General features: G+C 58.6%; 26 protein-coding genes. 11 read left to right on the forward strand and 15 right to left on the reverse strand.

Going from position 1 to position 25,336, the window contains the following annotated elements; translation table 11 throughout:
- Positions 1 to 708 precede the first annotated feature (708 nt).
- On the reverse strand, positions 709 to 1,149 hold the full coding sequence (locus tag F2S13_RS18990) for an acyl-CoA thioesterase (protein WP_166363581.1): 441 nt from the start codon (positions 1,147 to 1,149) through the stop codon (positions 709 to 711).
- Between the two features lie 77 nt (positions 1,150 to 1,226).
- A complete protein-coding gene (locus F2S13_RS18995; RefSeq protein ID WP_246237939.1) occupies positions 1,227 to 1,919 on the reverse strand; it encodes a hypothetical protein in 693 nt (230 codons plus the stop codon).
- A gap of 290 nt (positions 1,920 to 2,209) precedes the next feature.
- On the opposite strand from F2S13_RS18995, the gene F2S13_RS19000 reads away from it, so the two are divergent.
- Complete coding sequence (locus F2S13_RS19000) at positions 2,210 to 2,986, forward strand: SDR family NAD(P)-dependent oxidoreductase (RefSeq protein ID WP_166363583.1); 777 nt, start codon at positions 2,210 to 2,212, stop codon at positions 2,984 to 2,986.
- A 392-nt stretch (positions 2,987 to 3,378) separates the two neighbouring features.
- Here F2S13_RS19000 and F2S13_RS19005 read toward each other — a convergent pair whose 3' ends face one another.
- A complete protein-coding gene (locus tag F2S13_RS19005; protein ID WP_166363585.1) occupies positions 3,379 to 3,720 on the reverse strand; it encodes a type II toxin-antitoxin system HicB family antitoxin in 342 nt (113 codons plus the stop codon).
- Entirely contained in the window at positions 3,717 to 3,968 is a 252-nt protein-coding gene (locus F2S13_RS19010) for a type II toxin-antitoxin system HicA family toxin (RefSeq protein ID WP_166363718.1), read from the reverse strand. Before F2S13_RS19010 ends, F2S13_RS19005 begins: the two co-directional genes overlap by 4 nt.
- Positions 3,969 to 4,553: 585 nt before the next feature.
- Between F2S13_RS19010 and F2S13_RS19015 the strand changes: the two genes are divergently transcribed.
- Positions 4,554 to 4,904, forward strand: coding sequence for a DUF3077 domain-containing protein (locus F2S13_RS19015; protein ID WP_166363587.1), 351 nt, complete (start codon positions 4,554 to 4,556; stop codon positions 4,902 to 4,904).
- Positions 4,905 to 5,134: 230 nt separating this feature from the next.
- Here F2S13_RS19015 and F2S13_RS19020 read toward each other — a convergent pair whose 3' ends face one another.
- The 5 genes from F2S13_RS19020 to F2S13_RS19040 form a co-directional block, all read right to left on the reverse strand.
- Positions 5,135 to 5,617, reverse strand: a complete 483-nt coding sequence (locus F2S13_RS19020) for a putative natural product biosynthesis protein (protein ID WP_166363589.1) — start codon at positions 5,615 to 5,617, stop codon at positions 5,135 to 5,137.
- 66 nt (positions 5,618 to 5,683) lie between these two features.
- Entirely contained in the window at positions 5,684 to 5,845 is a 162-nt protein-coding gene (locus F2S13_RS19025) for a DUF2474 domain-containing protein (RefSeq protein ID WP_166363591.1), read from the reverse strand.
- Between the two features lie 128 nt (positions 5,846 to 5,973).
- Positions 5,974 to 6,990, reverse strand: coding sequence for a cytochrome d ubiquinol oxidase subunit II (gene cydB, locus F2S13_RS19030; protein WP_166363593.1), 1,017 nt, complete (start codon positions 6,988 to 6,990; stop codon positions 5,974 to 5,976).
- Positions 6,991 to 7,006: 16 nt separating this feature from the next.
- Complete coding sequence (locus F2S13_RS19035; protein ID WP_166363595.1) at positions 7,007 to 8,428, reverse strand: cytochrome ubiquinol oxidase subunit I; 1,422 nt, start codon at positions 8,426 to 8,428, stop codon at positions 7,007 to 7,009.
- 130 nt (positions 8,429 to 8,558) lie between these two features.
- Positions 8,559 to 10,883, reverse strand: coding sequence for an FdhF/YdeP family oxidoreductase (locus F2S13_RS19040; protein WP_166363597.1), 2,325 nt, complete (start codon positions 10,881 to 10,883; stop codon positions 8,559 to 8,561).
- Positions 10,884 to 11,339: 456 nt separating this feature from the next.
- Between F2S13_RS19040 and mobA the strand changes: the two genes are divergently transcribed.
- A complete protein-coding gene (gene mobA, locus F2S13_RS19045; RefSeq protein WP_166363720.1) occupies positions 11,340 to 11,939 on the forward strand; it encodes a molybdenum cofactor guanylyltransferase MobA in 600 nt (199 codons plus the stop codon).
- Between the two features lie 75 nt (positions 11,940 to 12,014).
- Here the strand turns inward: mobA and F2S13_RS19050 are convergent, their stop codons facing one another.
- Positions 12,015 to 12,962, reverse strand: a complete 948-nt coding sequence (locus tag F2S13_RS19050; RefSeq protein ID WP_166363599.1) for a Dyp-type peroxidase — start codon at positions 12,960 to 12,962, stop codon at positions 12,015 to 12,017.
- Positions 12,963 to 13,123: 161 nt separating this feature from the next.
- A complete protein-coding gene (locus F2S13_RS19055; RefSeq protein WP_166363601.1) occupies positions 13,124 to 15,397 on the reverse strand; it encodes an FdhF/YdeP family oxidoreductase in 2,274 nt (757 codons plus the stop codon).
- A 357-nt stretch (positions 15,398 to 15,754) separates the two neighbouring features.
- Here F2S13_RS19055 and F2S13_RS19060 point away from each other — a divergent pair, with 357 nt between their 5' ends.
- The 6 genes from F2S13_RS19060 to moaE all read left to right on the forward strand — a co-directional run bounded on the left by F2S13_RS19060 (position 15,755) and on the right by moaE (position 20,470).
- Positions 15,755 to 17,161 carry a cytochrome ubiquinol oxidase subunit I gene (locus F2S13_RS19060; protein ID WP_166363603.1) on the forward strand — a complete coding sequence of 469 codons (1,407 nt, stop codon included), beginning with the start codon at positions 15,755 to 15,757 and terminating at the stop codon, positions 17,159 to 17,161.
- 38 nt (positions 17,162 to 17,199) lie between these two features.
- Positions 17,200 to 18,210, forward strand: coding sequence for a cytochrome d ubiquinol oxidase subunit II (gene cydB / locus F2S13_RS19065; RefSeq protein WP_166363605.1), 1,011 nt, complete (start codon positions 17,200 to 17,202; stop codon positions 18,208 to 18,210).
- 181 nt (positions 18,211 to 18,391) lie between these two features.
- Positions 18,392 to 19,219 (forward strand): formate dehydrogenase accessory sulfurtransferase FdhD, encoded by an 828-nt coding sequence (gene fdhD, locus F2S13_RS19070; protein ID WP_166363607.1) that lies wholly within the window; start codon positions 18,392 to 18,394, stop codon positions 19,217 to 19,219.
- 43 nt (positions 19,220 to 19,262) lie between these two features.
- Positions 19,263 to 19,769: a cyclic pyranopterin monophosphate synthase MoaC gene (moaC, locus tag F2S13_RS19075; protein ID WP_166363609.1), complete on the forward strand. Its 507-nt coding sequence runs from the start codon at positions 19,263 to 19,265 to the stop codon at positions 19,767 to 19,769.
- Entirely contained in the window at positions 19,766 to 20,017 is a 252-nt protein-coding gene (locus tag F2S13_RS19080) for a MoaD/ThiS family protein (protein ID WP_166363611.1), read from the forward strand. The genes moaC and F2S13_RS19080 overlap by 4 nt, the downstream gene beginning before the upstream one ends.
- 3 nt (positions 20,018 to 20,020) lie before the next feature.
- Positions 20,021 to 20,470, forward strand: a complete 450-nt coding sequence (moaE, locus tag F2S13_RS19085; protein ID WP_166363613.1) for a molybdopterin synthase catalytic subunit MoaE — start codon at positions 20,021 to 20,023, stop codon at positions 20,468 to 20,470.
- A gap of 118 nt (positions 20,471 to 20,588) precedes the next feature.
- Here moaE and F2S13_RS19090 read toward each other — a convergent pair whose 3' ends face one another.
- The 4 genes from F2S13_RS19090 to ptrR form a co-directional block, all read right to left on the reverse strand.
- A complete protein-coding gene (locus tag F2S13_RS19090) occupies positions 20,589 to 21,053 on the reverse strand; it encodes an HvfA family oxazolone/thioamide-modified RiPP metallophore (protein ID WP_166363615.1) in 465 nt (154 codons plus the stop codon).
- Between the two features lie 223 nt (positions 21,054 to 21,276).
- Positions 21,277 to 22,050: a ParA family protein gene (locus F2S13_RS19095; protein WP_166363617.1), complete on the reverse strand. Its 774-nt coding sequence runs from the start codon at positions 22,048 to 22,050 to the stop codon at positions 21,277 to 21,279.
- A gap of 122 nt (positions 22,051 to 22,172) precedes the next feature.
- Complete coding sequence (locus F2S13_RS19100) at positions 22,173 to 22,637, reverse strand: HvfA family oxazolone/thioamide-modified RiPP metallophore (RefSeq protein ID WP_166363619.1); 465 nt, start codon at positions 22,635 to 22,637, stop codon at positions 22,173 to 22,175.
- 226 nt (positions 22,638 to 22,863) lie between these two features.
- The gene (gene ptrR, locus F2S13_RS19105) at positions 22,864 to 23,742 is read right to left on the reverse strand and encodes a putrescine utilization regulator PtrR (protein ID WP_166363621.1); all 879 of its coding nucleotides are present in this window, start codon (positions 23,740 to 23,742) and stop codon (positions 22,864 to 22,866) included.
- A gap of 213 nt (positions 23,743 to 23,955) precedes the next feature.
- Between ptrR and F2S13_RS19110 the strand changes: the two genes are divergently transcribed.
- Both F2S13_RS19110 and F2S13_RS19115 read left to right on the forward strand, forming a co-directional pair.
- The gene (locus F2S13_RS19110; protein WP_166363623.1) at positions 23,956 to 24,666 is read left to right on the forward strand and encodes an SDR family NAD(P)-dependent oxidoreductase; all 711 of its coding nucleotides are present in this window, start codon (positions 23,956 to 23,958) and stop codon (positions 24,664 to 24,666) included.
- A gap of 244 nt (positions 24,667 to 24,910) precedes the next feature.
- On the forward strand, positions 24,911 to 25,330 hold the full coding sequence (locus F2S13_RS19115) for an organic hydroperoxide resistance protein (RefSeq protein ID WP_166363625.1): 420 nt from the start codon (positions 24,911 to 24,913) through the stop codon (positions 25,328 to 25,330).
- Positions 25,331 to 25,336 lie beyond the last annotated feature (6 nt).

Consider the following 25,336-nt stretch of genomic DNA (forward strand, 5'->3'; position numbering starts at 1 on the left):
GCCCCTCCATGGGCCCTACGCTGCGCTCCGGGTTCCCTCCCTCCGGTGTCACTGCGGGGGATTGCGGCCCAGGGTTGCTGCGCAACCCTACAGCTCGCAACCTCGGCTACGCCTCGGGCGCTGCGCGCTCCCCCCTCCGTGACACCTCCGCTCGGCCTGCTGGAAAGGGGCGGAAGATCAAAAGCAAAAGCAAAAGCAAAAGCAAGATCAAAAGCTGGACCCTGTAGCCGCTGCCACATGGCTGCGCTCGCGCGCGAAGCGGGCGCAGAATCTCAAGACCGCCGGGGAGCCCCTGCGGGACTCCAGCGCAGCCTGCGGCAGCGGCTACGTTAGCGTGGGCCGCACGAACTGCTTTGGCTTTGGCTTTTGATCTTGCTTTTGATCTTGATCCACCCGCCCTTTCCGGCAGGCCGACCGGAGGCGCTGTGAAGCAGGCGGTGCGCAGCACCCCTCGGCGCAGCCGAGGTCGCGAGCTGTAGGGTTGCGCAGCAACCCTGGGCCGCGAGCCTGCGTAACAGCGCCGGAGGGAGGGGACCCGTAGCGCAGCGAAGGGCCAACGGCAGGGCGAGACCTTTTGGTTACTTTTGGGGCGTTTGCCAAAAGTGACCCGCCGTAAGGGCGGAACCGCCAGCAGCAACACCACCCAAAACGGATATGCCCACAAAATCAAACATCAAACATCAAACATCAAACATCAAACATCAAACATCAAACATTAACCACCAACCGCTCAAGCGCCGAACGCAGCGCCTGCGACATCGCAACGGGACGCCGCGACTCACGCCCCACATACACATGCACAAAATGCCCCTGCGCCGCCGCCAGCGTCTCCCCCTCCCGGAACAGACCCACTTCATACCGCACACTGGACCCACCCAACCGAGTCACCCGTACCCCCGCATCGATCACATCAGGAAATGCAATCGAAGCAAAATAATTGCACTGAGTCTCAACCACCAGCCCGATAGTCTCACCACGCTCGTAATCGAGCACCCCCTCGCTCAACAGAAAGCCATTCACAACCGTATCGAAGTAACTGTAGTAATTGACGTTATTGACATGACCATAGACATCATTGTCCATCCAGCGCGTCTGAATCGGACGAAAATACCGGTAATCATCGCGTGAATTGGCGACAGGCTTTGACATGAGAAAATACACCTGAAAAAAATTGGCCCGACTCAAGGATTACGCACGTCGCCAGAGCGACGTGCCCATGAACCGCGTTACTCGAAAATCACTTTCTGACCGCTGCTGCACCAGGCCTCGGCCCGATCGACATAGCGCTCCTCAATGACACCGCGACGGATTTTATGGCTTCCATGAAGTCCACCAGTTCCTGGGGCAGATGCGCCATGACATCCTCGGCCAGGTAGCTTTGCAGGTCGTCCGAGCGCCAGCCCAGTTCGCGCAGGCTCTCCCGGGCACCGGGGTTGCTGCGCAGCAGGATCACGATCAACTGCAAACTGGCAGGCCAGCCACTGGTCAATTCGTGGATGAGATGATTCGTTGCTGGCACCTTCAAGGGGCGTGCCGGTGTCGATCGTGACACCCAGCCGATTGAGCGCTCCCCTCAAGTAGGCGAAAAAGGTCGAAAGATGTTTGTCATCGGCACTGAGCGACAGCCAGGCCACCTCGGCGCCGGCGCGCATCATCGTCTGGCGCCATTGCACCAGCAAGGTGGTCTTGCCAAAGCCCGGGCTGCCAATGACCAGACCGACGGTGCAGTGCTCCATGCGCTGCAGTTGCTCGATCAATTGGCTGCGGGGAATCGATAGCGTGCCGATTCGCGGCGGAGCGAATTTGGTCGATACAAGCAGTTTGTCCGTGTGTATTTCCAAACCGAATCTCCGGTTCCCTGCCGCCTGTGAGAGGCCCAGACAGGCCGTGACATTGATGAAAACAGCGCTGGGGCGCATGGGCCGGGCGTGCGCTCCATTTTAGCAGAGCACGACAGGCCAAACTCCGCACAGATTCAGAACCTGGGCGATAGTGCGGGCTGCGGCGGCACAGCCTGCCCCCTCTATTGGAGGGGGGCCGCCCCCTTCGTCCCCCTCTACACGAGTGGCCATGCCCCGGGGGGTTTTGAGTTTCAGTCCTGCCGGGCCCTGGTGCCTGCGCCCGGCAGATCGGCGGCAAGCGACGGGCCACTGGTCACCACAGGACAAAACACATAAAAAGTAGCCAACAACCACTGCGAGGTATTCCAATGAGCGTTCTGAATGCATTTTCCCTGGCCGGCAAGATCGTGCTGGTCACCGGCGCCTCCAGCGGCATCGGTGCGCACCTGGCCCAGGTGGCGGCGCGCGCTGGTGCCCGCGTGGTGCTGGCGGCGCGGCGCCTGGAGCGCCTCGACCAGGTGGCCGCAGCGATCCAGGACGAAGGCGGCCAGGCCCTGGCAGTGAAGTTGGACGTCACCGATCGCGCCAGCGTCGAGGCGGCCTTCGATGCCGCCGAAGCGGCCTTCGGCGTGGTCGACGTGGTGCTCAACAATGCCGGCGTGGGCAATGGTCAAGGGGCGCTGAAAATCAGCGAAGAAGCCTGGCGGCAAATGTTCTCGACCAACCTCGACGGCGTCTGGCGTGTTGCCCAGGTCGCCGCGCAACGCCTGGCCAACGCCGGAAAACCCGGCAGCATCGTCAATATCGCTTCGATGCTTGGCCTGCGCGTCGGCACCGGCTATAGCCACTACTGCGCAGCCAAGGCCGGCGTGGTCCAGCTGAGCAAGTCGCTGGCGCTGGAGCTGGCGCGCTATCACATCCGCGTCAACGCCATCGCTCCCGGCTACTTCAAGACGGAAATGAATGACGACTTCTTCGACAGCGAGAAAGGCCAGGCCTACATCCGCGAAGCGGTACCGATGCGTCGCCTGGGTCAATTGCAAGAGCTGGAAGGCCCCTTCCTTCTGCTTGCCAGCGAAGCAGGCGCCTACATGAGTGGTGCGGTACTCGCTGTGGATGGTGGGCAGTTGGTCGGCAGCCTGTAAAACCAATGACCGAGTTCCTCTTTCCCACGCTCCGCGTGGGAATGCATCCAGAGACGCTCTGCGTCGCGGTCACGCAGGTCGACGCGGAGCGTCTGGCACGGCATTCCCACGCAGAGCGTGGGAACGAGAACAAAGACCGTGGTGCGCGCCCCCGCTGCCGCCAGGCTGGGACCCACCCCAATAAGGGTGGTGTTTCCTGGGCCAAGTCTGTTCAAAATCGTGAAATCGTTCGACGCCGATGCGCTGGACGCCCCACAAAACAGTTTTCGTAGGAGCAGACATACTTTTCGACAGACTGGGCGGTCACCCTCCTCTGCTGAAAAGCTGCTCCTACTTTTTATAAGGAGCTGAAGACGGATCTGCGCAGAGCGTTCCGGGCTTTGGCTTCAGTGTTATGCGTGGTGCTCAAGGTACTCACTCAGCGCCTTGCGGGTCAGGTCATTGAGGGAAATGCTTTGCCGGGTAGCGGCAACGCTGGCGGCCAGGTGCAGGGCATGCCCCACCCGCACATTGAACGAGCCTTTGCAAGGCACCTCCGCCTCCTGCCCAAGTGACTCACAGGTGTTCAGGTAGTCGTCGACTGCCTCGCGGAACGCCTGGGCCAAATCGGCAACGGTTTCACCTTCATAGCTGATCAAGGCGCGAATGAACTGAAGCTTGCCGAACAGGCAGTTGTCCTCTGGGCTGGCGTCGATGGAGCCGTAATAGCCACGGTGCTGCAACATATTTCTCATCGGATCAACCCTCCTGCCTGCAATTGCTCGATCACTTGGCGTTTGACGTAGGCCTTCAGCTCATTACCGGGATGCGGCTTGTGCAGGCTGATCATCGCCTGCGGGTTGCCGTTGTCGAACTTTACTCGGCTCCCGTCGCCTTCGATCTGGCGGTATCCAAGTCCACTCATCAGCGTAACCAGCTCCGACCAGGTAAACCCGGCCTGCTTGTTCAGCAACTTGGCAAGCAGTTTTCCTTTCCTGGACATTTGAGACCCTATGGTGCAACTATTTTCAGTTGCTTGCAAAAGAATGATCAGCCGAAACCCAAAGAGCACAAATGTACTCCTGCATTCTTGTCAGTCAGACCACCCTTTTACTGTATTTATATACAGTTGGCAGACGTAAAAACATGTCGAAAGGTAAACTCACATCCAGAGCGGGATTGCCGAATCGTCACCCTTGCTCGGCGAACCAGACTGAAGTATCCAGTGACAAATGGCGGCGTGTGGCAACAAGCAAAACTGCTTCCTCTCTTTAAAGCCGGGAAATATCCTACGCACCAGATCGGTACCGCCTTATTGGCTCGATCTACACCATCACACTACCCTCCTCCAGTCGCTGCAAATTCAGCGATCGGGCGTAGGAACCCGAAGATCTTCAGGCGCGCAAGCGCCCACCTTCTCGTGTGATGGCGTTTTTTTATGTCAGCACGTCGAGTTATGGCGGCTGTGCGCGGGCATGCTTCGACATGGCCGGGTGCCTGGAGTCCCGGTTCCTACCCCGCGTATGGCTGCCACCCCAAGCCCGTAGGAAGGCCGGTGGCAGTTCCCTTACTTCAGGAGCTGCATGAAATGATCAAGATCGTTCCCGATCCACCTGCCGATTCCGACGAGTCTCTCGCCTGCCCCACCGGCACACTTCACAAAACCGCCCTGACTGTGTTCGGCGCCTGCGATGCCGGGCATGCGCCCTTGTTCGCCGTGTGCGCGGGCATTCCGGCTGAAGATGCCCTGGTGCATGCGTCACTCTTGCTTAAGGGCGCGTTCGCTTCAGCCTTTGCTGCTTGCGATGTTGGGGGTGACGGGGAGAAGCAGGGGTTGCTGTGGTCGACGTTGCATGCGGTCGAGATGGCCAAGGGGTTGATTGATGCGGTGTTGGATGGGGCTGAGGTGGAGGGTTTGGAGCGAGGGTCGAGACCATAGAATTGGGTAGCCAGTCATTGCGGCCGCTGCGCGGCCGATCGCTGGCAAGCCAGCTCCTACAGGAATCGATGTCGGGCACATAATGGCGGTTTGACGCAGGGCCTGTTCCTCGTTCCCACGCTCCGCGTGGGAATGCCGTGCCAGACGCTCCAGCGTCGACCTGAAGGGCGTGTCGTGGAGCATCGCCGGAGGCATTCCCACGCAGAGCGTGGGAACTAGGAAAGATCTGATTAGTTGAGCGCCTTGAAGTTCTGCGGCAATGGATAACCACGGCTGGACACACGACAGAACGCGAAATCACTGGACAAAGACAGCTCAAACTCACTTGGCAGAACTTCGAGGCCCGAACGGGCTGGACTACCGACAGCTTTCCAACCCAGCATCATCGTGGAACTGTTGCGATGTACAAGCGCCACCCCCCGGTAATTGCTCCTGTCCTTTTCGCACCATAGCGAAACGGCTGCGGCCATGACCGCCTCTAGATGTTCATCCTCCAGCGCTTCTGCGTAGGCGGACTGCTCCAGCCAACGGTACAGCTTGAGATGCTGCGTCCAGTCAAACACCCGGCCACGGTAGTTGAAATGCCGTATGAAATCGCGAAACAGCTTATCGCCTTGAGCGTCATCAAGCTTCAATAACTCCGGACACAAATCAAACAGGGTGTGCCGGTGCAACTGAAGCCCTTTACCTGCTCGATACTCTGCCTTTCTCATCAATAGCACCCTGTTAAAGTCCCGGCGCCAAACGAGGCGCCGGGCATTCACATCTTGAAATCAGCATCAATGAGTGGTCATACCGGCCATATGCATCATCAGCCGGAAAAAGCTGGCGACGACACCCAATGCAACAACACTGCCGAACCAGATAGCTATCAACCAGAGAACCCGTCGATACCAGGGGGCGGATTCGCTTTGTGTAACCGATACTTCAGAGCGTTCCATGTAGAACCTCCATCATCAGCCCGGTGGCGGATGCCAGCATGATCAATCCGCCTGGAAACATGAGACTTGACTCAGCAACTTGCTTGTAAAAGGGAACGGGTTGTTCAGTGCTTTGGGTGTTTGCGCGATCAATGGTAACCATCACCAATCCTCACTTTTCCGCGGAACACGTAATAACTCCAGCAGGTGTACGTCAGAATGATTGGCAGGATGAACAAGGTGCCGATCAAGATGAACAACTGGCTGGACAGCGGCGATGCGGCCTCCCACAAGCTGATCGAGGGCGGTACGATGTTCGGCCAGATACTGAATGCAAGGCCCATGTAACCCAGAAATACCAGCGCCAGGGTGAACACGAATGGCCAGTGGGAGTGGTACTGGCGCAATGTTTTCAGCAGTCCGACCAGCGCCAGCACACCCAGGATCACCAACCCGCCAAACACCACGGTATGCGCATGGGTGAACCAGCGAGTCGCAATCTCGGGATGTAACAGCGGTGTCCACACACAGAGCACAGCGACAATTGCCATCAGTACGAACGCCAGCGGCCGGGTGTAGTGACGCATGCGCGATTCAAGCATGCCTTCGGTCTTGACCAGCAACCAGGTACTGCCCAGCAGCGCGTAGGCGACGACCAACCCCACACCACAGAACAATGGAAAAGGTGACAGCCAGTCAAAGGCACCGCCCACAAACACGCGATTGACCACTGGAATGCCAACGATGTAAGTACCAATCGCTATGCCTTGGCTGAAGGTTGCCAGCAGTGAGCCGCCGATGAAGGCCTTATCCCAGATATGGCGTCTTTCAGGGCTGGCCTTGAAGCGAAACTCGAACGCCACGCCGCGAAATATCAACCCCGCCAGCATGAAAATCAGAGGCAGGTACAACGCCTCCAGAATCACCGAATAAGCCAGGGGAAACGCACCGTAGAGTGCCGCGCCACCGAGTATCAGCCAGGTTTCGTTACCGTCCCAGACAGGCGCTACGGTGTTCATCATCACATCGCGCTCCTGCGCATCCGGGATGAGCGGGAACAGGATGCCCAACCCCAGATCGAACCCGTCCATGATGACGTACATCATCACCCCGAAGGCGATGATGACGCCCCAGATCAACGACAGATCTATGCCTTGAATACCCATGATCGATCCCCCTTGTTCAGTTGACGTGTTCGACGGACGCGAACGTCTCGGCGACGGCGGACAGGGGACGGCGTGCCGTGCGCTCCTGGCCGGGACCGCCATGCGGCGGATGCTCGTGATGGGGCTGAGGACCCTTGCGTACCAGTTTCATCATGTATCCGATGCCCACGGCGAACACCGAGAAGTAGATCAATACAAACAACGCCAGCGAAATGCTCAGTTGCACGGCACTGTGATTGGAAGCCGCATCGGCGGTTCGCTGCAGTCCGTACACGACCCACGGCTGACGGCCCACTTCCGTGGTGATCCAGCCTGCCAACATGGCGATGAGTCCGGTGGGGCCCATGAGCAACACCAGGCGCAGGAACAGGCGATTGCGGTACAGCGCACCACTGCGACGCAAGGCAAGACCCAGCAACCCGGTGAGGATCATCAACATCCCAAGCCCGGCCATGATCCGAAAGCTGAAGAAAATGATGGTCGCGTTCGGCCGGTCCTCTTTCGGGAAACTCTTGAGCGCGGGGATCTGCTTATCCAGGCTGTGAGTCAGGATCAGACTGCCCAGGTAAGGCACTTCTATCGCATACCCTGTCTTCTCGGCCTGCATGTCGGGGATGCCGAACAGCACCAGCGGCGTTGGCTCATTGCCGACGTTTTCCCAGTGGCCTTCAATGGCGGCAATTTTCGCCGGCTGATGTTCCAGGGTATTCAGACCATGGGCATCACCGACCACGGCCTGGATCGGCGCGACGATCAAGGCCATCCACAATGCCATCGACAGCATCTTGCGTACTTGCGGTGTGTCATTCCTGCGCAGCAGGTGCCAGGCGGCGGAAGCCCCGACAAAGAACGCCGTCGACACAAAGGCGGCGATCGCCATGTGCGCCAGTCGGAACGGGAACGACGGGTTGAACACGATGGCCAGCCAGTCCATCGGCACAATTCGGCCATCCACAATGGAGAAGCCCTGTGGCGTCTGCATCCAGCTGTTGGAAGACAGAATCCAGAAGGTCGAGATCAATGTGCCGATGGCGACCATGACCGTGGAAAAGAAGTGCAGCCCACGCCCTACCCGGTTCCAGCCGAACAACATCACCCCGAGAAAGCCCGCCTCGAGGAAAAAGGCCGTCAACACCTCATAAGTGAGCAACGGCCCGGTAATGCTCCCGGCGAAGTCGGAGAATCGGCTCCAGTTGGTACCGAACTCGTACGCCATGACCAGCCCGGAGACCACCCCCATGCCGAAGTTGACCGCAAAGATTTTCGACCAGAAGTGATAAAGGTCCTTGTACACCGAGTTGTTGCTTTTCAGCCAAAGCCCCTCGAGCACAGCCAGGAAACTGGCCAGCCCGATGGTGATGGCGGGAAACAGGATGTGGAACGAGACCGTGAACGCGAATTGAATGCGTGCCAGGTCGAGCGCCTCCAGATTTAACATGACGATACCCTCATAGTGGCTCGATGCGTATGCATGCAAAGCCCGGCCGCCGTGAGCCTTTCGGCTCGCAGCGAACAGATTTCAGTGATGCGGCAAGGTTGGGGCGACGATCACACCGCCCCGGCCAGACTCAAGCGCCGGTGGATTGGATCAGGTTGCTGGTCCTGGCCTGTTCGAGGCGAATGGCGACGAACTTCGAAGTCGGCGTGAACGTGCGATCGCCATAGCTTTCCAGCGGCACCAGCGGGTTGGTTTCCGGGTAGTAGGCGGCGGCCTGGCCACGCGGAATGTCATAGGCGATCAAGGTAAAGCCGGTCACACGACGCTCGCGGCCATCCCCCCACAGGGAGACCATGTCGACCTTTTGCCCCGGCTCGTAGCCCAGTTCGCGAATGTCCTGCTCGTTGACGAACACCACGTCGCGCATGCCGTAGACGCCGCGATAACGATCATCCAGCCCGTACAGGGTGGTGTTGTACTGGTCGTGGGAACGCATGGTTTGCAGGATCAGATCCGGTTTCACGTCCAGGTTGCGCACGCCTTCACTGACCAGGTACTCCGGCAATACGCTGGGGGTGAACTGTGCCTTGCCAGTGGCGGTTTTCCAGTTGCGTTCGGCAGCGTCGTTACCCAGGTGAAAGCCACCGGGGTGCAGGAGTTTTTTATTGAAATCCTCGAAGCCGGGAATGGTGTCGGCAATCAGGTTGCGGATTCGGCTGTAGTCTTCGATCACCCAGAGCCAGTCAATGGGGTGTGCGCCCAAGGTCGCGTTGGCAATCCCGGCAATGATCGCAGGCTCCGAACGCAGCAACGGCGACTTGGGTTTCAGTTGGCCGTGGGAAATGTGCACCATGCTGAAGGTGTCTTCCACCGTAACGCCTTGCGGGCCCAGGGCCTGCATGTCGATATCGGTGCGACCCAGGCACGGCAGGATCAAGGCCTCACGACCGGTGACCATATGGCTGCGATTGAGCTTGGTGGAGATGTGCACCGTGAGGTCACAGTTGCGCAGTGCGTCATGGGTCCGCGGGCTGTCGGGAGTCGCTTGGGCGAAGTTGCCGCCCAGGCCGATGAATACCTTCGAGCGCCCCTCTTCCATCGCGGCGATCGCCATCACCGTGTTATGGCCGTGTTTGCGTGGCACCTTGAAGGCAAAGCGTGCTTCCAGCGCGTCGAGCAACTCGGTGGGTGCCAGTTCGTTGATGCCCATGGTGCGGTCGCCCTGCACGTTACTGTGCCCGCGCACCGGTGACAGCCCCGCGCCGGGGCGACCGACATTGCCGCGCAGCAACTGCACGTTGATGACTTCCTGGATGGTCGGCACCGAGTGGGTGTGCTGGGTCAGGCCCATCGCCCAGCACATGACGACCCGCTTGGCTTTGCGGTACATGCGGGCGGCAAGCTCGATATCCGCCAGGGTCAGGCCGGACTGTTCGACGATGTGCTCCCAGGTCGTGGCGTCGACTTCTGCCAGGTAGGCATCCAGGCCCGAGGTGTGCTCGGCGATGAAGGCGCGGTCGAACACCGCCTCGCCGTTGTTCGCGAGCGCTTCCCGCTCCCACTGCAACAGAAACTTGGCGATGCCGCGCATGGCTGCCATGTCACCGCCCAGGGCCGGACGAAAGTACGCCGACGAGGTGGGTTCGGAACCGTTGGTGAGCATTTCCAGCGGATGTTGCGGATGCTGGAAGCGTTCCAGGCCACGCTCTTTGAGCGGGTTGAAACAGATCACCTGGGCGCCCCGCTTCACCGCTTCGCGCAATGGCTCAAGCATGCGCGGATGATTGGTGCCGGGATTCTGGCCGATGACGAAGATGGCGTCGGCTTCTTCCAGGTCATGGAAGACCACCGTGCCTTTGCCCACGCCGAGGGCTTCACCCATGCCCACGCCGCTCGCTTCATGGCACATGTTCGAGCAGTCCGGGAAATTGTTGGTGCCGTAGGCGCGTACGAACAGCTGATAGAGGTAGGCGGCTTCGTTGCTTGCCCTTCCTGAGGTGTAGAACTCGGCCTGGTCCGGCGAGTCCAGCCCCTTCAGGTGTTTGGCGATCAGGGCAAAGGCATCGTCCCAGCTGGTTTCCACGTAGCGATCAAGGGCGGCGTCATAGCGCATGGGGTGAGTCAGGCGCCCCTGGTATTCGAGCCAGTAGTCGCTTTGCGCCGCCAGTGCCGACACGGTGTATTTGTTGAAGAAGGCAGGGTTGACCAGACGGCCGGTGGCTTCCCAGTTGACCGCTTTGGCGCCGTTCTCGCAGAACTTGACCATGCCATTTTCCGGCGACTCGCCCCATGCGCAACCCGGGCAATCGAAGCCACCGTTCTGGTTGGTCTTGAGCATGGTACGAATGTTCTTGAAAGCGTTTTCGCTGCCCAACCAGTTTCTGGTCACTGCAATGAGCGCGCCCCAGCCAGCGGCGGCTCCCTTGTACGGTTTGTAACGTTCAACTTCGCTCATAAGACTTCTCCAGGACGCTGCACTAGGCTGCGGTCTAATGCCAAGCCATTGTTAATGACTGTTTTGTCGCGTGTATAAAAGGCAGTGTTAATTGAGCCTGGTGGCAGAACATTCGTACTTGTTCACTTCATGGATGCTGCTTCAGGACTGCGAGCCAAGACTATTCTGCGCGTGACGAGTCTGTCTAATCGCAAATAATGACCACATCATCGAAATGATCTATCAATATTTTTTCGTTACAAAACATGCATTTATGAATTAAACACCGATCGAACAACCTGATGTTCCCCTTGATAGATCCAATTGATCAATCAGTTGTTAAAAGTGATTAGTCCACGACTTAAAATATTGACCAGCAGTGATAGAACCAATCGATCGATCGTTAAATACTTCTGATTGGACTGAAAATACGAAGGGTGAGATCGTCTGGACATCCAACTATCCGTGTTTTCAATCATGACACTTACCTGCTCTCCCGCCGCTTCATCCGTACCCTGTTCAGTGCTACTACTTGCCGGGGGGCGCGGGGTGCGCATGGGGGGATGTGATAAAGGGCTGCTGCCCTGGAAAGGGAAGCCGCTCATCGCGCATGTACAGGCTGTCGTTCGCCCCTTTACCGATGACGTGATCATCTCCTGCAACCGTAATCAGAACAGTTATCAGGCCTATGCCGATCAATTGGTTGAGGACTCTCAGAAGGATTTCCCGGGGCCTCTGGCGGGGGTGCTGGCTGGACTGGCTGTTGCGCAGCATCCGTGGCTACTGGTCCTCGCCTGCGACGCACCGAAAATAGACGAAGCGTTGATCAGGGCCCTGTTCGCGGCGCGCCCTGCAACGGATTCAGCGTTGATGGTGCAGCAGGCCGGGCAATGGCAACCTATGTTCAGCCTGATTCCCAAGGCGTTGTTGCCGGGCCTGCAGCAAGACTGGGATGAGGGAGAGCGAAGCCTGTTACGCGCACTGTTGAAACGTGACCCGAGGGCATTGACGTGCGCTTCGGACGACCCGCGCCTGAGTAATTTCAACACCCCGGAACTGCTCATTGGGTCGCACTGACCTGCCGCCACCCCTCCAGCCCGTTGACTTTGTTCTCACTAGCCAAACAAGCGTCGGCGCTGCATTGGCGCTGTTTTAAGGCCGGCGATCGGCAATAGCTTCCAGCAGATCCGCTGAAGGAACGAAGAACAGGCCGCCGGTGACCGCCGTGCTGAAATCGAGCAAGCGGTCATAGTTGCCCGGCGGCTTGCCGACAAACATGTTCTCGAGCATTAGTTCAATGGGGACAGGCGAACGCGCATAGCCGATGAAGTAGGTGCCGAACTCGCCTGCGCCTGGCCGGCCGAACGGCATGTTGTCGCGCAGGATTTTCACTTCCTGCCCATCCTGGGTGATGGTGGTCAAAGTACTATGGGAACAGCTCGGTTTAACGGTTTCATCGAGTTCGATATCGGACAGTTTCGTGCGCCCGATAATGCGTTCCTGGGCCTCGACGGACAATGCGTTCCACGCGCTCATGTTGTGCAGGTACTTCTGCACCAGCACATAACTGCCACCGCTGAACGACGGGTCTTCATCACCGATTATCGTGAAATCGACCGCCCGGTGGCCGACAGGGTTTTCCGTGCCATCGACAAAGCCGATGAGGCTGCGCATGTCGAAATAACGGAACCCCTGGACCTCATCGACCACCGAGACCGCATCGCCCAGCGATGCGAGTAACCGTGTCGCCAATTCGAAACAGAGGTCCATGTGCTCTGCACGAATGTGCAGCAGGATGTCACCTGGCGTTGCAACCGCGCGACGCCCCTCTGTACCGAACTCGCGAAACCCATGCAATGAAGCTGGACGTGGGCTGCCATACAGGGTGTCCCAGGCACTGGAACCAAAGCCACAGACGCACGACAGATTACCCGAGGGGACACGCTGGCCGACCGATCGCACAAGCGCCGCGATGTCTGCGCACCAGGCCCGTACTCTTTCGGCAGGTTCAGCACCGGCTGTGAGTGTTGCAACGATGAAAATCGCGCTGCTGGTAATGGGATTACAGACGGGTTGGGGATCTGGAATGTCGTTAGCCATTGTTGTGAGTACTCCTCGTTCCTCGTTCGTTCCTCGTTCCCACGCTCTGCGTGGGAATGCCATGCCAGACGCTCCAGCGTCGATCCCCGGGCGCATCGCGGAGCGTCGCCGGAGGCATTCCCACGCAGAGCGTGGGAACGAGGAAACTGGCAGGACCAGATTCAATTCAACTCCGAACGCATCACACGAACGGGAACCGACTTGTAGGAAGGTGTCCCACTATCGACATCGATATAGTCCAGCGGCACCAATTGATTCGCCTCGGGATAATAAGCCCCCACCGAACCCGGGGATATCTTGTACTCGATAGCGGTCAGTTTCTCGTAGCGCATCTTGCGCCCCTGGGTGACCGTCTCGATATCCACCAGGTCGCCATGGGCCAGGCCACGTGAATCCAGGTCCGCCTGGTTCATGAACAACACGTCTCGCCGACCAAACACGCCGCGATAGCGATCATCCAATGCATAGATGGTCGTGTTGTACTGGTCATGGCTGCGCAGGGTGATCAGCCGCAGGACATCCGCACCGTCGACCACCTTGTCTTCATGCAAGCCAGGGAAGACAAAGAACTCGGCCTTCCCTGAAGGGGTGGTCCATATGCGCTCGGTAGGCGGAAGCGGCATGCGGAACCCTCCCGGAACACGGATGCGCTCATTGTACGCCTCGAAGCCAGGCACCGTTTTCTCGATCAGATCGCGAATCTTGTCATAGTCGGCCACGAGCTCCAGCCACGGCACCTTGCTATCAGGCAAGGTGGCATTGGCCATCCCCGCCACGATCGCAGGTTCCGAACGTAGAAACTCGGAAGCGGGTGTCAGCTTGCCGGCCGAGGCGTGAACCATCGACATGGAGTCCTCGACGGTGATCGACTGGCGCACCCCGCCTTGCACGTCGAGTTCAGTACGCCCCAGACAAGGGAACAGAAAGGTCTCCTTCGCGACCAGCAAGTGTGTGCGATTGAGTTTGGTACCAATATGTACACTCAGGTCCAGTTTGCCCATTGCCGGGAAGCACAGACCCGGGTCAGGCAAGGCAACCGCAAAATTGCCCCCCAGGCAAATCAGTGCCTTGGAGGTACCGGCGATCATTGCCTGCATCGCTTGCACCGAATCGTGGCCGTGGGCCGCTGGCGGCTTGAAGCCCAACACGTCCTCGATCTTGCCCAGAAAACTGCTGGATGGCTTCTCGGTGATGCCGACAGTTCTATTGCCCTGGACATTCGAATGGCCACGCAACGGGCAAATACCGGCTCCTGGCTTGCCAAAGTTGCCCCGCAACATGAGCAAGTCACAAATCAGTCGGACGTTGGCAGTGCCTTCATTATGTTGTGTGATGCCCATGCCGTAGGTGACGATGGTGGCATTGGACTTTGCGTAGGCTGCAGCCACTTTCTCCATTTCGACCTGATGAAGCCCACTGGCGTGTTCTATATCAGGCCATTGCGTTGCGTCCAGATCTGCCTTCAGCGCGTCGAAGCCTATGGTGTGCTTGGCGAGGAACTCATAGTCGAGGGCTTGCCCCACCGTTTTGTCCAACTCCAGCAACGCCTTCATGACCCCCTTGATCGCCGCCGCATCCCCCCCTGCCTTGACTTGCAAGTAGGTGGAGGCAATCCGGGTGGACCCATAAGTTGCCATTTCAATCATGCTTTGCGGGTCGGCAAAACGCTCGAGCGCCCGCTCGCGAAGTGGGTTGAACACCATGATCGGGACCTTGCGCCGCGACGCCTCGTGCAGCGTTCCCATCATGCGCGGGTGATTGGTGCCCGGGTTGTGGCCAATGGAAATGATGAGTTCACAGACATCGAAGTCTTCCAGTGAAACCGTCCCTTTGCCGATGCCAATCGATCGAGGCAGCCCGACACTGGTCGGCTCATGGCACATGTTCGAACAATCAGGAAAATTGTTGGTGCCATATTCCCTGGCGAACAACTGGTAAAGATAGGCCGCTTCGTTGGACGCCCTCCCGGAGGTATAGAACTCCACCTGGTCAGGCTGCAGTCCACGGAGTATTTCGCCGATCCTCGCAAATGCCGCTTCCCACTCGATAGGCTGGTAGGTATCGGTTGCACGATCATAAACAAGGGGATGGGTCAGACGCCCGAGGTCCTCCAACTCGTAGTCGCTACGGTGGAGCAAGGTCGAGACGGGATGATTGGCAAAGAATTCCGGGGTAACCCGCTTGTTGGTCGCCTCCCAGGTGACCGCTTTTGCACCATTCTCACAGAACTGGAAGGTAGACCTGCTCTCCTTGTCAGGCCATGCGCAGCCCGGACAATCGAACCCCTCCGGCTGATTGGTCCTGAGCAGCGTGACAGGCGCCTTCAAGGCGTCCATCTGCTCGCGAACAGCCGTTGCGGTAGCCTTGAGTGCGCCCCAGCCCCCGGCAGGGCCGTCGTAATCACGAACGCCTGGTACCTTGCGTCGATTCGCCATGATCGCTCCTCATACGACTCATACCTTGCAGGTGTAATTGCACGTCAGAGTCGCGGGTTGCTTATCATCTGCCTCTATAGCGGCATTACGTAACGATCTACCATTCTCGCCAGAGCGGTAAATGTCACAACCTCACAGCAAAAACACAGACTTATAACCGAGGATTGGATAGCGGACTGGGGATTAAACCCGTTGACTCAACTGAAATAGTTTATTCAAACTTTTCGACCGTGATCTAAAATCTTAGCGGCATGCACCCACGTGTCAAGGCAACGGGCAGCCAATGAACGAGCTGACGTAGTTGCTATTTATTCGCATTGCTGGCGAATTTGCCCCTACCTGTGAGGCAGAAAAAGCATGGACCCATACAGCTCGACCGCAATTGATCTGGCGCGCCTTCAATTTGCATTCACCGTTGGCTTCCACATTATTTTTCCAGCAATAACGATCGGCCTGGCTAGTTTCCTTACAGTGCTGGAAGGTTTGTGGCTTAAAACCGGAAGAGACGTATATCAAGATCTTTATTCTTTCTGGGTAAAGATCTTTGCCCTGAATTTCGGCATGGGTGTGGTCTCGGGCCTGGTCATGGCCTACGAGTTCGGAACGAACTGGAGCCGTTTCTCCTACTTCGCCGGTGGTATTACCGGCCCACTGTTGACCTACGAAGTGCTTACGGCGTTTTTTCTCGAAGCCGGCTTTCTCGGCGTGATGCTCTTCGGTTGGGAACGTGTTGGCCGTGGGCTGCATTTCTTTGCAACGGCGACGGTGTCGCTGGGCACGCTGATTTCGACATTCTGGATCCTCGCGTCCAACAGTTGGATGCACACCCCGCAAGGCTTCAGCATCATCGATGGACGTGCCGTACCCGTCGACTGGCTGGCTGTTATCTTCAACCCCTCCTTCCCCTTCAGGCTCGCGCACATGGCAATCGCTGCGTTCCTGGCCACCGCCTTCTTCGTGGGGGCGTCAGGGGCATGGCACCTGTTGCGTGGAAAGGACAGTCAAGCGGCGCGCACCATGCTGTCGATGGCCACCTGGATGGCACTGGTCGTGGCACCCATCCAGGCTGTGGTCGGGGATGCACATGGTCTTAATACACTCGAACACCAACCCGCGAAAATAGCAGCCATCGAAGGTCACTGGGAGAACTTTCCCGGTGAGCCCTCTGCGCTTATCCTGGCCGGCTGGCCAGATATGAAGGCGGAAAAAACCCGCTTTGCGATTGAGGTCCCGGTCCTGGGCAGTCTCATCCTGACCCATAGCCTCGATCGCCAGATTCCAGCACTGAAATCATTTCCTCCCGAGGATCGCCCCAACTCGACAGTGATTTTCTGGACCTTCAGGTTGATGGTCGGCATGGGGATGCTGATGATCCTGGGAGGGTTGTGGAGCCTCTGGTTGCGTCGCAGCAAACAGCTCTATACCTCACGGGCGTTCCTCACCTTCATGCTCTGCATGGGCCCGGCCGGCCTCATCGCATTGCTCGCAGGCTGGGTCACCACGGAAGTGGGCCGCCAACCCTGGGTGGTCTACGGAATCATGCGCACGGCGGATGCCGTATCACCGGTGTCCGTTACTCAGATCAGTATCAGCCTCGTCCTCTTCGTCCTCATCTACTTTGCACTTTTCGGCACAGGCATCGCGTATATGCTCAAACTGGTGCGCAAAGGCCCGCAACCCCATGAAGGTGAGCACCCGATCGAAGGTGGCGCGGGCCAGTCGCGAACACCCGCCCGGCCAATGTCGGCCGCCGACGACAACTGATTTTGCTGATGCAGTTTCGAACCTGAGGAGCGACTGCCATGGGCGTCGACATCACGCTGATCTGGGCGTTGATCATTATCTTCGGCATCATGATGTACGTCATCATGGACGGTTTCGACCTGGGCGTCGGAATACTCTTTCTCGCCATCAAGGACAAGGAAGAGCGCGATGTGATGATGAATACGGTTGCCCCTGTATGGGATGGCAACGAAACCTGGCTGGTATTGGGCGGTGCCGGACTCTTTGGCGCATTCCCCCTGGCCTACTCCGTCATTCTCAGCGCCCTGTATTTGCCACTCATGTTCATGCTCCTGGGCCTGATTTTCCGCGGCGTGGCATTCGAGTTTCGATTCAAGGCGAGCGATCGCAACAGACACTTCTGGGACAAGGCCTTTATTGGCGGTTCGATCGTTGCGACATTCGCACAAGGGGTAGCGCTCGGCGCTTTCCTGGACGGCATACCGGTCGTTGACAACGCGTATGCCGGTGGCGGCCTGGATTGGTTACGGCCTTTCCCGCTGTTTTGCGGTTGTGCGCTGTTGGTTGCCTATGCGCAGTTGGGCAGCACCTGGCTGATCATGAAAACAGAAGGCGCGTTGCAAAATGAGATGTACCGCTTTTCGTCTTATTTCATCTGGATTCTGCTCGGTGCCTTAGCCGTGGTGAGTCTCTGGACCCCGCTTGCACACCCGGAAATTGCGCAACGCTGGTTCACCATCCCAAACCTGTTTTATTTCCTGCCCGTACCGCTACTTTTGCTGTTCTGTTTCTTTGCCACATTGATTACGCTGGCACACCGTGCAACAGCATCGCCCTTCCTGCTGACGCTGGTAGTCATTTTTCTTGGCTATAGCGGTCTCGGCATCAGTATCTGGCCGAATATCATTCCGCCCTCTGTCTCCATATGGCAAGCAGCCTCTCCCGTGGCAAGCCAATTGTTCTCACTGATCGGCGCACTCTTCATTCTGCCCTTTATTCTTGTTTATACCGCCTGGAGCTATTACGTATTCAGAGGCAAGGTCAAAATTGGCGAGGGGTATCACCACTAGATCATTTGAATGATATTAGCGCGGCCATTTCGATATTACGGGCGCATAAGTTGCGCCCCAACTAACGATTGTGCCAGGCACACTGATCGATCGCGTCAATCACCGCATCGGAACAAGCGATTGGACGCAATAATCCGTTGCCCGTAGCCTGAGGCCAACTCTGAACTTCGAGAGATTCGCCATGGGCTGCCAGGTCGAACAGCAACATGAACACAGCGACGCCAATGCGCCTGCGCCAAAACCGTCGATCGTCAATTATCGAGAATACGACGCGAGCGGATCTGTCGGCCAGGCTGCACTGGCGGCCGAGGTCGCCCTGGCCATTACCTACAACGGGCTGAGCCAGGCCGTGATGATGGTTTCGCCCGGCAACATCGAGGATTTCATCCGGGGGTTCAGCGTCAGTAACGCTATCGTCGAAGGTCAACACGAAATCTACGATATCCGCCTGTCGCACTTCGACCAGGCCTGTCAGGCGGACGTGCAGATTTCCAGCCGCGCGTTCTGGGCGTTGAAAGATCATCGCCGGCAAATGGCCGGTACCAGCGGTTGCGGCCTGTGCGGAGTAGAAGCGCTGGAGCAGGCGCTGCCGCAACTGGGCATTCTCGACCCCTCACCCCTGCCGCCACCGGAGCACTTCAGCGGTATTCGCGAACGCATCGAGCAGGCCCAGCAAATGGCGCGCAGCAGTGGCGCCTTGCATGCGGCGCTGCACTTCGACTCCCGGGGTTCGGCGCTCTTGTGCCGGGAAGACATCGGTCGCCACAACGCCCTGGATAAATTGATCGGCGCCATGCAGCGCGACCAGGTCGAGGCCCGCGAGGGTTTCACGGTGGTCACCAGCCGCTGCAGCCTGGAGCTGATTCACAAGGCGGTGCGGGCCAGGATCGGCACCCTGGTCAGCTTGTCGGCCCCCACCGCGTTGACCGTGCAGTGGGCAAACAGACACCGCCTCAACCTGATTCACGTGCCCCACCGAAACGCGCCACGCATCTACAGCCCGGCTTGATACTTCTACGACATCGCCGCTCTCGTGAGCGCAGGAACTCAACATGACCGAAACCTTGGATACCCCATCTGACAGCCTGACCCACCTCGACTGCCAAGGCCGTGCGCACATGGTCGATGTCAGCGACAAGGCATTCACCCGGCGCGAGGCCCAGGCCCAGGCCTGGGTGCGCATGCGGCCGCAGACCTTGCAGCTGATTCAGGCCAACGGGCATCCGAAAGGCGATGTGTTCGCCGTTGCGCGCATCGCCGGCATTATGGCCGCGAAAAAAACCCATGAATTGATACCGCTCTGCCACGCCCTGCAACTCAGCTCGGTGGAACTCGAACTCAAGGTTTGTGAGCCCGATAGCGTGAAGATCGTGAGCACCTGTCGCCTCAACGGCCAGACCGGTGTCGAACTGGAAGCGCTGACAGCTGCCAGTGTGGCTGCGCTGACGATCTACGACATATGCAAGGCGGTAGACCGCGGCATGGTCATCGGCGAGATTCGCCTGCTCAGTAAACAAGGCGGCCGCTCGGGGCACTTTCAACTGGAGGACACGCCATGATCCTGATCAACTACTTCGCCCGCTACCGCGAACAGCTGAACCTGGGCGGCGAAAAGCTAGCGCTGACGCCATCGCTCAAGAGCATCGAAGATGTGCGTCAATTGCTCATGGCCCGTGGTGGGGTCTGGCAGGACGTCCTGGGCGAGAGCAACCTGATGTGTGCCTTGAATCAGGAGTTGTGCCGCCTGGACCGACCGGTCGAAAACTTCGACGAGATCGCCTTCTTTCCTCCGGTCACCGGAGGCTGAACCATGGGGATTCGCATACAGCGCGAGGTATTCGACATCGGCCAACTGACCCGGAGCCTGCATGCCAATAATCCCCAGGTGGGCGCGGTGGTCAATTTCGTCGGTTATGTGCGCGATATCAACAACGCCCGGAAAGTCGACAGCCTGTTTCTCGAGCATTATCCCGGCATGACCGAAAAGTCCTTGCAAACCATCGTCGACAAGGCCAACGACCTCTGGCCCCTGCAGGCGGTCGATATCGTTCACCGCATTGGTCGTCTGGCCATCGCTGACCCTATCGTGTTCGTCGGCGTCGCCAGCCAGCACCGCCAGGCTGCGTTCGATGCCTGTGCGTTCATCATGGACTTTCTCAAGACCCACGCGCCCTTCTGGAAGCGCGAAGACACCAACGCCGGACCGCGCTGGGTCGATGCCCGGGACAGTGACAGGGTCGCAGCCAGCCGCTGGGTGTGAGGTTAATGTGAAACTACCTGACCAACCCTGACCATTTCATTGGGTTCGGCGCTGACCGAAAGATCAAAAAAACCCTCCCCGCAGGCAAACGCAGGGAGGGTGGCACAACGCACGCGTATCAGCCCTTTGCCTGGCTCATGCGAGTGAACAGCTCGGTGGGTACTTTCTTGCCGTTGGAGATGTACTGGTTGGTGCGGAACTTGTAGACCTCGGCCTCGGACAGGTAGCCGTCGCTGTTGGTGTCCATCGCCTTGAATTCCTCACCACCCTTAGGGGCCACGGTCAGGAGTTCCTTGAGCGATACGCGGCCGTCGTCGTCGGTATCGGTGCGGGCGAAGGAGGCGTCGCCACACTTGCCTTCACCGCACTTGCCTTCGGCCTGGGTCGCCTTGGCGCCGGCTTCGCTGGCACCGCACTTGCCTTCGCCACACTTGCCTTCCGCGGCCTTGTCCGCCGAGGCGAGTTGGTAGCCCTGAGGCAGCGCCTCCATGGCAAAGGTGGACGAGGCCATGTTCATGCCGCCCACCAGGGCAACGGCGAGCAGGCCAAGGCGGGTCTTGTTCGGGAACTGAATACGGGACATGGTGTTTCTCCGGATACTGTGTGCGGCCAGGCCGCCAGGTTATTGCCACTTGGGCGATTGAGCCCTGAAGCGAGGAGCGTGGGGCTGTCTCGCTTGGGTGAGGCTATTTGGCCTTAACCGTGTATCCGGGATGTATCGGCAACGAAGTGCATTTGTAAGCCAGTCCCCGGGGTGCCGGGTCTGGATACATAGTGAGACAAAAGCGCCCTGCTTGTCTGTGAAGTCACGGACGTTCTTCCAGCAAGTCGAACAGTGCCACGAACTGCCGGCACAGCTTGTGTTGTGGTTCCAGATGGATCAACGGCTTGCATGCCTGGTGAGACTCGCGCATTTTCACTGAGCTCATCAGATACACCGGCAATATCGGCATCTTCTCGGCAATCAATTCATCGAGCAGACGTTGCGGCAGCGCATTGCGAACCTGGTATTGGTTGACGACGATGCCCTCAACTTCAAGCCGCTCGTTATGATCCGCCTTGATTTCCTCGATTTCTCGAAGCACACCGTAGATCGCCTGACGGGAAAAACTGTCGCAATCGAAGGGAATCAAGCAGCGGTCGGCTGCAATCAATGCCGAGACGCTGTAGAAGTTCAGGCCTGGAGGGGTATCGATGTAGATCCGCTCAAAGTCTTCATCGAGGCTGTCGAGCAGCTTGCTCAGCTTGTGAATCTTGAATCGAGTCTCGAGCTTCGATTGCAGCTCACCCAGTTCCGACGATGCCGCAATCAGATGGAGGTTGTTGAACTGCGTCTCGTGGATATGGGCTTGAACGTTCTTTGAGGCGGGGCTTGGGAAAAGCGTTTGCTTGAAGAAGTCGGCAATACCGAGTGGCGCATCTTCTCCGCCCAGACCCGTCACGTAACGCGTAGCGTTTGCTTGTACATCCAGATCGATCAGTAATGTGCGGTATCCTTCGAACGCACTGATGGCCGCCAGATTGCAAGCGATGCTGGATTTACCAACGCCCCCCTTCTGGTTGAACACCACACGCCTCATGACCCTTTCCAGAACGCACTGATTACTGGAATTCTACTCCGTTGTGACTACAACCGAAGCATGACCAGTCGTAAATCCCTCCCTGCTGGCAAGCGCAGGGAGGGTGGCACAACGCACGGGTATCAGCCCTTTGCCTGGCTCATGCGGGTGAACAACTCGGTGGGCACTTTCTTGCCGTTGGAGATGTACTGGTTGGTGCGGAACTTGTAGACCTCGGCCTCGGACAGATAGCCGTCGCTGTTGGTGTCCATTGCCTTGAATTCCTCACCACCCTTCGGGGCCACGGTCAGCAGTTCCTTGAGCGAAACGCGGCCGTCATGGTCGGCGTCGGTGCGGGCGAAAGAGGCGTCGCCACACTTGCCTTCACCGCACTTGCCTTCGGCCTGGGTCGCCTTGGCGCCGGCTTCGCTGGCACCACACTTGCCTTCGCCACACTTGCCTTCCGCGGCCTTGTCCGCCGAGGCGAGTTGGTAGCCCTGGGGCAGCGCCTCCATGGCAAAGGTGGACGAGGCCATGTTCATGCCGCCCACCAGGGCAACGGCGAGCAGGCCAAGGCGGGTCTTGTTCGGGAACTGAATACGGGACATGGTGTTTCTCCGGATACTGTGTGCGGCCAGGCCGCCAGGTTATTGCCACTTGGGCGATTGAGCCCTGAAGCGAGGAGCGTGGGGCTGTCTCGCTTGGGTGAGGCCATTTGGCCTTAACCGTGTATCCGGGATGTATCGTCAACGAAGCCTGTTTGTAAGCCAATCCCCGGGGCGCCGGGCTCGTATACACAGGGATACAAAACCCCCGATCAATCGAGCCCGATGTTCAAACCTCCTGCCGCACCACGCCACGCTCTTCCAGCAGGCGCACGAACATGGTCAGGCTTTGCGACACCGTGCCCCGGCGCCACACCAGCCAGGTTCGCAGGTAGCGAAAGGATTCCGACAAAGGCCAGACACTCACCGTGGCGCAACCCGGCATGCTTTCGAGCATGCTGCGGGGCATCAGCGCCAGGCCGGCGCCGGCGCTGACACAGGCCAGCATGCCGTGATAGGACTCCATTTCGAAAATCTTGCCCGGCACCGCGGCATCCCGGGTGAACCAGCTTTCGAAGTGGTGCCGATAGGAACAATTGGCGCGGAAGGCATAGATGCTTTCGCCGTTGACATCCCGGGCGCGGCCGATGGGGGCATGATGGAGCGGTGCGATGACCACCATTTCTTCCTCGAACACCGGCACGCCTTCCAATGCCGGGTGCAGCACCGGCCCATCGACAAAGGCCGCGACCAGCCGACCGGCCAGCACCCCGTCGATCATGGTCCCGGAAGGTCCGGTGGAAAGATCCAGCTCGACCTTGTTGTACTTCTGGTTGTAGGCGGCCAACAGTTCGGGAATACGCACCGCCGCCGTGCTCTCCAGCGAACCCAGCGGAAACGAGCCCTGGGGCTCGTCGCCGGCCACGGTCGCCCGGGCTTCCTGCACCAGGTCGAGGATACGCCGAGCATATTCCAGAAAACTCCAGCCCGCCGGCGACAGGCGCAGGCGACTCTTCTCCCGGATAAACAGATCCACCCCGAGATCCAGTTCCAGCTGTTTGATCCGCGTCGTCAGGTTCGAGGGCACGCGATGAATATGCTGCGCCGCCACACTGATGCTGCCGTGCTCGGCCACGGCTTTGAAAATTTCCAGCTGGACCAGATCCACGTCATTCTCCAATCGCGAACAATTTGCTCGTCAGTATTCAGTTTATGAGTCAGGAACACCAGCCCCGCCGGCCCATGGTCTGCCTGCACATTCATTACATCACATCACTAATGATGTTCCTCGCCCCACCTTTATCCCTCCCTGGCATCGGCCTAAATTGAGCTCCAACACCTACCCATCATGTCGAGGGAAGGTCACTGTCAGAGGTTCATCATGAGCAATTCGAAAAAAGTCGTTGTCGTCACCGGTGCATCCCAGGGTATCGGCGCCGCTGTGGTCAAGGCCTTCCGTGATCTGGACTACCGGGTAGTCGCCACTTCGCGTTCGATCCAGGCGTCCACCGATCCGGACATTCTCACCGTGGCAGGCGACATTGGCGATCCGGAGACCGCCCAGGCTGTCATCCGTGAAACCCTGGCGCGTTTCGGCCGCATCGACACCCTGGTCAACAATGCCGGGATCTTCGTCGCCAAGCCGTTCACCGCCTACACCCCCGAAGATTACGCCGCGGTGCTGTCGGTGAACCTCAATGGCTTCTTCTACATCACCCAACTCGCGATCACCGAGATGGAAAAACAGGGCAGCGGTCACGTCGTCAGCATCACCACCAGCCTGGTGGACCACGCCATCGACGGGGTGCCGTCGGTACTGGCATCGTTGACCAAGGGTGGCCTCAATGCCGCGACCCGATCCCTGGCCATCGAGTACGCCAAGCGCGGCATCCGTGTGAACGCGGTTTCCCCCGGCATCATCAAGTCGCCGATGCACGGCGCAGAAACCCATGAAGCGCTGGGGCGCCTGCACCCGGTCGGGCACATGGGCGAGATGAGCGACATTGCCCAGGCGGTCGTCTATCTGGACTCCGCCGGTTTTGTCACCGGTGAGATCCTGCACGTCGATGGCGGTCAGAGCGCCGGCCACTAAAACCTGCGCGCAGCGTCGTCGATGAATGTCGGCGGCGCTGTCTTGTTTCTGGCGCCTGGGCTGCTTGTTGATTTGTATCGGTCTGTAGTGGCTTGCGAAGATCTTACACAGCCTTACATAAGTGCCCGATCACGACACATCCCTCCTACATGGACATGAAAAGCTGAACACATCGGGCTGCTGCCATGACCCGATGACTCAACGCTTTCAATGGTGGCAAGTCCCACCCCTTCAGGAGCCAATCATGATCAACACCATCGACAAAGTGCTTTACACCGGCAAGACCCACACCACCGGCGGCCGCGACGGCCAGTCGCGCAGCTCCGATGGACGCCTGGACATCAAGCTTTCCCCGCCAGGCTCCACCGGCACTGGCACCAACCCCGAACAGCTGCTGGCGGCGGGTTGGTCGGCCTGTTTCATCGGCGCGATCGGAAAGGCGGCTGCCAAATTGCAAGTGACCCTCCCCACCAACCTGGCCGTCGATACCGAAATAGACCTGGGCACCACCGACAATGCCTACTTCCTGCGGGCGCGCCTGAATGTCAGCCTCCCCGGGCTGGATCCTGCTGTCGCACGAGCCCTGGTCGATACCGCACACCAGACCTGCCCCTACTCCAAGGCGACTCGCGGCAATATTGACGTCGAAATCAATCTGGCGTGAACCCGG

The sequence above is a fragment of the Pseudomonas akapageensis genome (assembly GCF_011355085.1).
In the GTDB taxonomy this organism is placed as follows: Bacteria; Pseudomonadota; Gammaproteobacteria; order Pseudomonadales; family Pseudomonadaceae; genus Aquipseudomonas; species Aquipseudomonas akapageensis.

Bases quoted from the DNA above. Each gene is read 5' to 3' on its own strand.
- F2S13_RS19010 (WP_166363718.1), bottom strand. From the start codon at position 3,968: ATGTCCAGGAAAGGAAAACTGCTTGCCAAGTTGCTGAACAAGCAGGCC.
- F2S13_RS18995 (WP_246237939.1), bottom strand. From the start codon at position 1,919: ATGCGCCCCAGCGCTGTTTTCATCAATGTCACGGCCTGTCTGGGCCTC.
- F2S13_RS19015 (WP_166363587.1), top strand. From the start codon at position 4,554: ATGATCAAGATCGTTCCCGATCCACCTGCCGATTCCGACGAGTCTCTC.
- F2S13_RS19000 (WP_166363583.1), top strand. From the start codon at position 2,210: ATGAGCGTTCTGAATGCATTTTCCCTGGCCGGCAAGATCGTGCTGGTC.
- F2S13_RS19110 (WP_166363623.1), top strand. From the start codon at position 23,956: ATGAGCAATTCGAAAAAAGTCGTTGTCGTCACCGGTGCATCCCAGGGT.
- F2S13_RS19055 (WP_166363601.1), bottom strand. From the start codon at position 15,397: ATGGCGAATCGACGCAAGGTACCAGGCGTTCGTGATTACGACGGCCCT.
- F2S13_RS19020 (WP_166363589.1), bottom strand. From the start codon at position 5,617: ATGAGAAAGGCAGAGTATCGAGCAGGTAAAGGGCTTCAGTTGCACCGG.
- F2S13_RS19035 (WP_166363595.1), bottom strand. From the start codon at position 8,428: ATGTTAAATCTGGAGGCGCTCGACCTGGCACGCATTCAATTCGCGTTC.
- F2S13_RS18990 (WP_166363581.1), bottom strand. From the start codon at position 1,149: ATGTCAAAGCCTGTCGCCAATTCACGCGATGATTACCGGTATTTTCGT.
- moaE (WP_166363613.1), top strand. From the start codon at position 20,021: ATGGGGATTCGCATACAGCGCGAGGTATTCGACATCGGCCAACTGACC.
- cydB (WP_166363605.1), top strand. From the start codon at position 17,200: ATGGGCGTCGACATCACGCTGATCTGGGCGTTGATCATTATCTTCGGC.
- F2S13_RS19080 (WP_166363611.1), top strand. From the start codon at position 19,766: ATGATCCTGATCAACTACTTCGCCCGCTACCGCGAACAGCTGAACCTG.
- F2S13_RS19005 (WP_166363585.1), bottom strand. From the start codon at position 3,720: ATGAGAAATATGTTGCAGCACCGTGGCTATTACGGCTCCATCGACGCC.
- F2S13_RS19050 (WP_166363599.1), bottom strand. From the start codon at position 12,962: ATGGCTAACGACATTCCAGATCCCCAACCCGTCTGTAATCCCATTACC.
- F2S13_RS19095 (WP_166363617.1), bottom strand. From the start codon at position 22,050: ATGAGGCGTGTGGTGTTCAACCAGAAGGGGGGCGTTGGTAAATCCAGC.
- F2S13_RS19040 (WP_166363597.1), bottom strand. From the start codon at position 10,883: ATGAGCGAAGTTGAACGTTACAAACCGTACAAGGGAGCCGCCGCTGGC.
- moaC (WP_166363609.1), top strand. From the start codon at position 19,263: ATGACCGAAACCTTGGATACCCCATCTGACAGCCTGACCCACCTCGAC.
- F2S13_RS19100 (WP_166363619.1), bottom strand. From the start codon at position 22,637: ATGTCCCGTATTCAGTTCCCGAACAAGACCCGCCTTGGCCTGCTCGCC.
- F2S13_RS19025 (WP_166363591.1), bottom strand. From the start codon at position 5,845: ATGGAACGCTCTGAAGTATCGGTTACACAAAGCGAATCCGCCCCCTGG.
- F2S13_RS19115 (WP_166363625.1), top strand. From the start codon at position 24,911: ATGATCAACACCATCGACAAAGTGCTTTACACCGGCAAGACCCACACC.
- fdhD (WP_166363607.1), top strand. From the start codon at position 18,392: ATGGGCTGCCAGGTCGAACAGCAACATGAACACAGCGACGCCAATGCG.
- mobA (WP_166363720.1), top strand. From the start codon at position 11,340: ATGACACTTACCTGCTCTCCCGCCGCTTCATCCGTACCCTGTTCAGTG.
- F2S13_RS19090 (WP_166363615.1), bottom strand. From the start codon at position 21,053: ATGTCCCGTATTCAGTTCCCGAACAAGACCCGCCTTGGCCTGCTCGCC.
- F2S13_RS19060 (WP_166363603.1), top strand. From the start codon at position 15,755: ATGGACCCATACAGCTCGACCGCAATTGATCTGGCGCGCCTTCAATTT.
- cydB (WP_166363593.1), bottom strand. From the start codon at position 6,990: ATGGGTATTCAAGGCATAGATCTGTCGTTGATCTGGGGCGTCATCATC.